Source organism: Stenotrophomonas sp. HMWF003 (assembly GCF_003061285.1).
Classification (GTDB): Bacteria; Pseudomonadota; Gammaproteobacteria; order Xanthomonadales; family Xanthomonadaceae; genus Stenotrophomonas; species Stenotrophomonas maltophilia_AP.
On sequence record NZ_QAIW01000369.1, the window covers coordinates 1 to 6279 of the forward strand.

The 6279-nt window shown below is 68.6% G+C and carries 5 protein-coding genes and 1 pseudogene; 4 read left to right on the top strand and 2 right to left on the bottom strand.

Annotation, left to right across the window (positions count from 1 at the left end; all coding sequences use genetic code 11):
* Positions 1-24 precede the first annotated feature (24 nt).
* Entirely contained in the window at positions 25-921 is an 897-nt protein-coding gene (locus DBR34_RS15145) for a LysR family transcriptional regulator (RefSeq protein ID WP_128097413.1), read from the bottom strand.
* A 107-nt stretch (positions 922-1028) separates the two neighbouring features.
* Between DBR34_RS15145 and DBR34_RS15150 the strand changes: the two genes are divergently transcribed.
* Complete coding sequence (locus tag DBR34_RS15150) at positions 1029-2384, top strand: MFS transporter (protein WP_128097414.1); 1356 nt, start codon at positions 1029-1031, stop codon at positions 2382-2384.
* A complete protein-coding gene (locus DBR34_RS15155; protein WP_128097415.1) occupies positions 2381-2770 on the top strand; it encodes a DUF4440 domain-containing protein in 390 nt (129 codons plus the stop codon). The genes DBR34_RS15150 and DBR34_RS15155 overlap by 4 nt, the downstream gene beginning before the upstream one ends.
* A gap of 1 nt (position 2771) precedes the next feature.
* Here the strand turns inward: DBR34_RS15155 and DBR34_RS15160 are convergent, their stop codons facing one another.
* Complete coding sequence (locus DBR34_RS15160; protein WP_128097416.1) at positions 2772-3155, bottom strand: hypothetical protein; 384 nt, start codon at positions 3153-3155, stop codon at positions 2772-2774.
* Positions 3156-3347: 192 nt separating this feature from the next.
* Between DBR34_RS15160 and DBR34_RS15165 the strand changes: the two genes are divergently transcribed.
* Together DBR34_RS15165 and DBR34_RS21460 are read left to right on the top strand one after the other, a co-directional pair.
* Positions 3348-5243 (top strand): CocE/NonD family hydrolase, encoded by a 1896-nt coding sequence (locus DBR34_RS15165; RefSeq protein WP_128097417.1) that lies wholly within the window; start codon positions 3348-3350, stop codon positions 5241-5243.
* A gap of 141 nt (positions 5244-5384) precedes the next feature.
* A pseudogene (locus DBR34_RS21460) lies at positions 5385-6279 on the top strand (hypothetical protein); the annotation flags it as partial.

The following is a 6279-nucleotide window of genomic DNA, read 5'->3' on the forward strand; positions in this document are numbered from 1 at the left end:
GCCTACGGTCGGTACCTGCCGCGATCAACCGGGTAAGTGCTGGCGCAGGTGCGCCAGCAACAGCTTCACCCGTCGCGAAGGATGTGCGGTGTTGGGAAACACCGCATACACCCCCTGGCGCGGAAAGCGGTGCCCGCGCAGGATCGGCAGCAGCCGGCCTGACGCCAGATCCTCGGCAATCAACCACTGCGGCAGCACCGTCGCCCCGGCCCCGGCCAGCGCGAACGCACGCAGCGTGGACGCATTGTCCACCGTGACCACCGCATCGGCGGGGTTGCTGGCAAACATCTGGTCGCTGCCATCGGGGGCGATCAACGGCAGGTCCGCCAGACGCGGATAACCCAACCGCGGCAGCGTACGCACCCAGTCCGGGTCGTCACGCGCGGCTTCATCGGGCAAGCCCGCCAACACCGACGGCGCGGCAACCGCACACAACGCATGCTCATCGAGCAGGGTGGCGCGCAGCTCGGAATCGGCCATGCGCCCCAAGCGGATGGCCAGGTCGAAACGCTCGGGAATCAGGTCGGCATGCGCCGGCGTGGTCGACAGGTGCAGCCGCAGCTGCGGGTGCAGGGCACGGAACCCCTCCAGCAGCGGCACCACCTTGGCGGCCGCATATTCGGGCGTGGTGGTCAGGCGCAGCGTGCCACGCAACTGCAGCTGCTCGCTGCGTGCCTCTTCGATGGCCCGCTCGGCGGTGGCCAGCATCGCCACGCAGTGCTGGTGGAAGCGCTCGCCGGCTTCGGTCAGCGCCAGACTGCGGGTGTTGCGCACCAGCAGGGTCACGCCCAGTTCCTGCTCCAGCCGTTTCAGGTTGAAGCTCACCACCGCCTTGCTCTGGCCCAGGCGCTGCGCGGCCGCGGTGAGGCTGCCGGCATCGACCACGGCCTTGAAGGTCTCGAAACGGTCCAGGCTGACCATCGCGCGCGCCTTGTGTGTCAAAAGTGGTTTGACAGTCTTGCATTGGATGTTCTGTTTATCCAGCCTCCTCCAGCGCGCATGCTGCCGCCTCGCAACCGGAGTGCCGCATGACCTATCGCGCCAAAGTGGAGCTGCTGTACCTGCTCGGGTTCTCGCTGGACCTGGTCAACATGTTCATCGGCACGGTGGCTTATCCGGCCGTGGCAACCGAACTGCACGCCTCGGTGCCGCAGCTGGCGTGGATCGGCAACGCCTACATGCTCGGCCTGACCCTGGTGATCCCACTGGGCAGCTGGCTGGCCGCGCGGCTGGGCGAGCGCCGGCTGCTGTGCCTGTCGCTGGGGGTGTTTGCGCTGGGTGCGATCCTGGCCGGCACTGCGCCCAGCATCGAAGCGCTGATCGGCTGGCGGCTGCTGCAGGGACTGGGCGGCGGGTTGCTGATTCCGGTCGGGCAGGCGATGGCCTACCGGCATTGCCCGCCGGCCGAACGTGGCCGCCTCACCGCGCGCATCATGGCCGTGGCGCTGCTGGTGCCGGCGCTGTCGCCGACCCTGGGCGGCTGGCTGGTCGGGCTGGGGTCATGGCGCTGGGTAGTGCTGGCCAGCGTGCCACTGGCAGCGCTCACGCTGCTGCTGGCCGCCGCGTGGGTCCGCTCCGAGGCGCCGTTGGCGCTGCCGCGGCTGGACCGGCGCGGCCTGTTGCTGGGCTCGCTGGGCCTGAGCCTGCTGCTGGTAGCCCTGAGCCAGATCGCCGAGGCGCAGCAGCGCACGCTGGGCATCGGGTTGCTGATGGCCGCCACGGCCGTGCTCGTGGTCTATGCGCGTACCGCACGACGCACCGCCCAGCCGGTACTGCACTGGACGTTGCTGCGACACCCCACGCTGCGCCTGGCCATGCTGGTGTACCTGCTGGTGCCGGGCACGTTCATCGGCACGCAGCTGGTGGCAACGCTGCTGCTGCATCGGCAGGGCTACACCGCGGCGGCCATCGGCGGCTTCATGCTGCCTTGGGCGATGGCCTCAGCCTGCGCGATCGCCACCACGCGGCAGTGGCTGCCGCGCATCGGTGCGCGGCCGCTGTTGAGCGCGGGCATGCTGTGCCAGGCCACGGGCATCGTGCTGTTGATCGGCATCCAGGCCGGTCAGCTGTGGTTGCCGGTGCTGGCGTTCGCCCTGATGGGGCTGGGCGGCAGCCTGTGCAGCAGCAGCGCGCAGACCCTTGCGTTCCAGGGCATGGCCGACGACGAACTGCTGCCCGGCAGCGCGCTCTGGAATCTCAACCGCCAACTCAGTTTCTGCCTGGCCGCCGCGCTGCTGGCCTGCGTGCTGGCGGTGCTGTCGTCGCTGACGCCCGACCGCGCCTTCACCTTGACCCTGCTGCTGGCGGCTGGCATGAGCCTGCTGCCGCTGCTTCTGCTCTGGCGCCTGCCGGCGTCCACCCTGACCTTGAGGACCTCCGCATGACCGACACTTCCGCCCTGCATGAAATCCACGCACTGCATGTGCTGATCGAAGACTGGTTCAACGCGCGCATCCCGGTGTCTGCACTGGACACGCTGATGGCGCGTTTCAGCGAAGACTTCAGCATGGTGGGCGTCGCCGGCCAGCGCCTGGATCGCGCCGCCGTGCAGGCGTTGTTCGCCGCCAGCCACGGCGCACGCCCCGGGCTGGTGATCGCCATCGAGTCGGTGCAGGCCACGACCCTGCCGTCGCCGCTGGCCATGCTGCGCTATCGCGAAGGCCAGGGGGTGGAGGTGGGCGCACTGCGCTGGCGGGAATCGCTGGCCGTGCTTCGCCAGGAGCACGGGCAATGGCGCTGGTTGGCGCTGCATGAAACAGCCAGCGCCTGAGTCAGTACACGCGGTAAAGGCCGAGCTGGTCTTCGTCGACCAACACCACGCACTCGGGTCGCGCGCTGAAGCAGGGTGCGATGAGCAGCGGCCGCACATCGCCGGCCTGCATTGCGCCGCGCAGGAAGGCGACCACATCGGCCGCCGTGGCCCGGAAGGTGCGCCCGCCGAACACGGCGTTGCGCCCTTTCCAGGTCACCACGTTGTGTGCCACGTAGCAGCTGTCGTCCTGCAGAACGCCCACCAGCGCTTCCAGGTCGGCGATGGGCTGGAATGGGGTGCCCGCGGCAACGGCATCGCGCATCTGGAAGTAGATGCGCTGCTCTTCCTCGCGTGACGCCAGCTCGGCGCGCACCAGTGTCTGCAGTGTGTAGTGGTTCTTCATCATCAGCCGCCTGGTCCGGTGGCGAGTGCCGCCGTGGACCCCGGGGCCATTCTGCGGTGGCGCGCGTGGCTTTGCACGAAACGGTGGTTGATGGCTGAATGCGGGCGGCAGGGACAAACGGCATCTACCGGCGCGGCGCGGGCGGCGCTAGGCTTCAGGGATTGTTCGCCGCCACCTGCCGGGAGAGAGCCCATGCGTGTCCGTGTCGTGCCTGTCGTGTTGTTGAGCCTCATGATTGCCGCCAGCGTGTCGGCGCAGACCGCGCCGATGACCCCGGATATCCCGGCCAAGGGATTTGTGACCCCCACCGCTGCCGACAACTACGACAAGCGCGTGGTGATGGTGCCGATGCGTGACGGTACAAAGCTCTACACGGTGATCGTGGTGCCCAAGGGCGCGAAAAACGCCCCGATCCTGCTGACCCGCACGCCGTACGACGCGGCCAACCGCGCCAAGCGCATCGATTCGCCGAACATGCGCGACATCCTCCCGCAGGGCGACGAGGTGTTCGTCGATGGTGGCTACATCCGGGTGTTCCAGGACATCCGCGGCAAGTACGGCTCCGAAGGCGATTACGTGATGACCCGGCCGCTGCGAGGGCCACTCAACAGCACCAAGGTCGACCATGCCACCGATGCGTGGGACACCATCGACTGGCTGGTCAAGCACGTGCCGGAAAGCAACGGCAAGGTCGGCATGCTGGGCTCTTCGTATGAAGGCTTCACCGTGGTGATGGCGCTGACCAACCCGCACCCGGCGTTGAAGGTGGCCGCGCCGCAGAGTCCGATGATCGACGGCTGGATGGGCGATGACTGGCTCAACTACGGCGCCTTCCGCCAGGTCAACTTCGGCTACTTCACCGGCCAGCTGGCCAAGCGCGGCAAGGGGCCGTCGATTCCCAGCGTCGGCTACGACGACTACACCACCTTCCTGCGTGCCGGCTCGGCCGGCGACTACGCGCGCGCCAACGGACTGGACCAGCTGCCGTGGTGGCACAAGCTGATCGAGCACCCGGCCTACGATGCGTTCTGGCAGGAACAGGCGCTGGACGCGCAGATGGCCAAGACCCCGCTGAAGGTGCCCACCATGTGGCTGCAGGGCCTGTGGGACCAGGAGGACATGTGGGGCGCGGTGCACAGCTATGCGGCGATGGAGCCGCGCGACAGCAGCAACACGCTCAACTACCTGGTGATGGGCCCGTGGCGGCACAGCCAGGTGAACTACGACGGCAGCAGCCTGGGCGCGCTGAAGTTCGACGGCGACACCGCATTGCAGTTCCGCCGCGACGTGCTCAAGCCGTTCTTCGACCAGTACCTGGTGGACGGCGCGGCCAAGGCCGATACGCCGCCGGTACTGATCTACAACACCGGCGAGAACCACTGGGACAGGTTGCAGCAGTGGCCGCGCACCGCCGCCCAGAGCAAGCCGCTGTACCTGCGCGCGGGCGGCAAGCTGTCCTTCGAGGCGCCGCAGCCCGGCGAAGCTACCTACGAGGCGTACGTGGCCGACCCGGCCAAGCCGGTGCCGTTCGTGCCGCGCCCGGTGCGCTTCGCCGACCGCGACATGTGGACCAGTTGGCTGGTGAAGGACCAGCGTTTCGTGGACGGGCGGCCCGATGTGCTCACCTTCGTCAGCGAACCGTTGACCGAACCGCTGCGCATCGGCGGTGCGCCGCAGGTGAACCTCGCCGCGGCGACCACCGGCAGCGATGCCGACTGGGTGGTGAAGCTGATCGACGTGTACCCCGACCAGACCCCGTCCACGCCGGAGATGGGCGGCTATGAACTGGCGGTGTCGATGGCGATCTTCCGCGGGCGCTACCGCGAGAGTTTCAGCGCGCCCAAGGCGATCGCGGCCAACCAGGTGCTGGACTACCGGTTCGGCTTGCCCACGGCCAACCATGTGTTCCAGCCGGGCCACCGGGTGATGGTGCAGGTGCAGTCCAGCCTGTTCCCGCTGTACGACCGTAACCCGCAGACCTTCGTGCCGAACATCTACCTGGCCAAGCCGGGCGATTACCAGAAGGCGACGCAGCAGGTGTGGCACGCGCCGCAGCAGGCCAGCTTCATCTCGCTGCCGGTGTATTGACCCCGGTAGAGCCGACCGTTGGTCGGCTCCCCGCGCGCCCAACCGGGTGCATGCGCAGCCGACCAACGGTCGGCTCTACCCTGGATTGCGTCGCCACTGCGCAGGCGTTAGCGTGCAGCTCCGTTTTGCCTGATGTGACCGATGAAAAGGATGTTCGTGCTGACTGCGCTGGCAGCGCTGGCCGCGCCGGTGCAGGCGCAGTCGTTCACCGTGCTGGGCAACCGCTTCGGCGGCGATGCGCTGCTGACCGCCGATGGCCGCCTGCGGGTAGCACCCAACGGCGCGCGCATGCACCGGCTAGCGGCCGATCGCTGGATGCGCGCACAGGGCGAGGCCACGCCCCAGCAGTGGTACGACGATGCAGGACGCCTGCTGCGCGAGGACCGCGGCTACACCGAGTACCACGCACCCTTCGTGCTGCCGCAGGCCGCGCCCGGCGACCCCCTGTGGAAGGCATTCATCCGCGCCGACGGCGACCCGGTGGGTGGCTGGGGCGTGGTGGATGCACTGGGCCACGCGCGTCTACCGGCGTTCAATGATGGCGAGTGGCTGCCGCTGGCGGTGCCCGATCGCGTGGTGTGGAACGCCCGCAGCGGCGCGCTGCGTTTCCACGACCTGGAGGGGCAGCCGGTCATGCTGCTGGACGAACGCAAGGCGCAGTGGGTGGCCGGGCCCTTCGTCGGCCGCCACGTGTATGTGTCCTGCAGTGTCGAGGTGCCCACGCAGTGCAACGTGCAGAACGAAGCAGGCACCACGTTGTTTGCCGACGATATTGACGCGCTGCTGCCGGTCAGCGACGGCGGTTGGTGGTTGCGCCAGGGCGAGCTGTGGCGGCGGGTGGATGCGCAGGGCAGGGCAACAGATGCGGCCCGCTACCGGCAACAGGGCCTGTACCCGCGCTATCGCCAGTACGGCGGCAGCGCAGGCCGGCGCGACTGGCCCGGGCAGGTCAGCCGCCACGCCACCGGCAGCGAGCACGACACCCCCGAACCCGGCTGGCTGATGGCCGACGGACGCTTTGCCGCACTGCCCACGC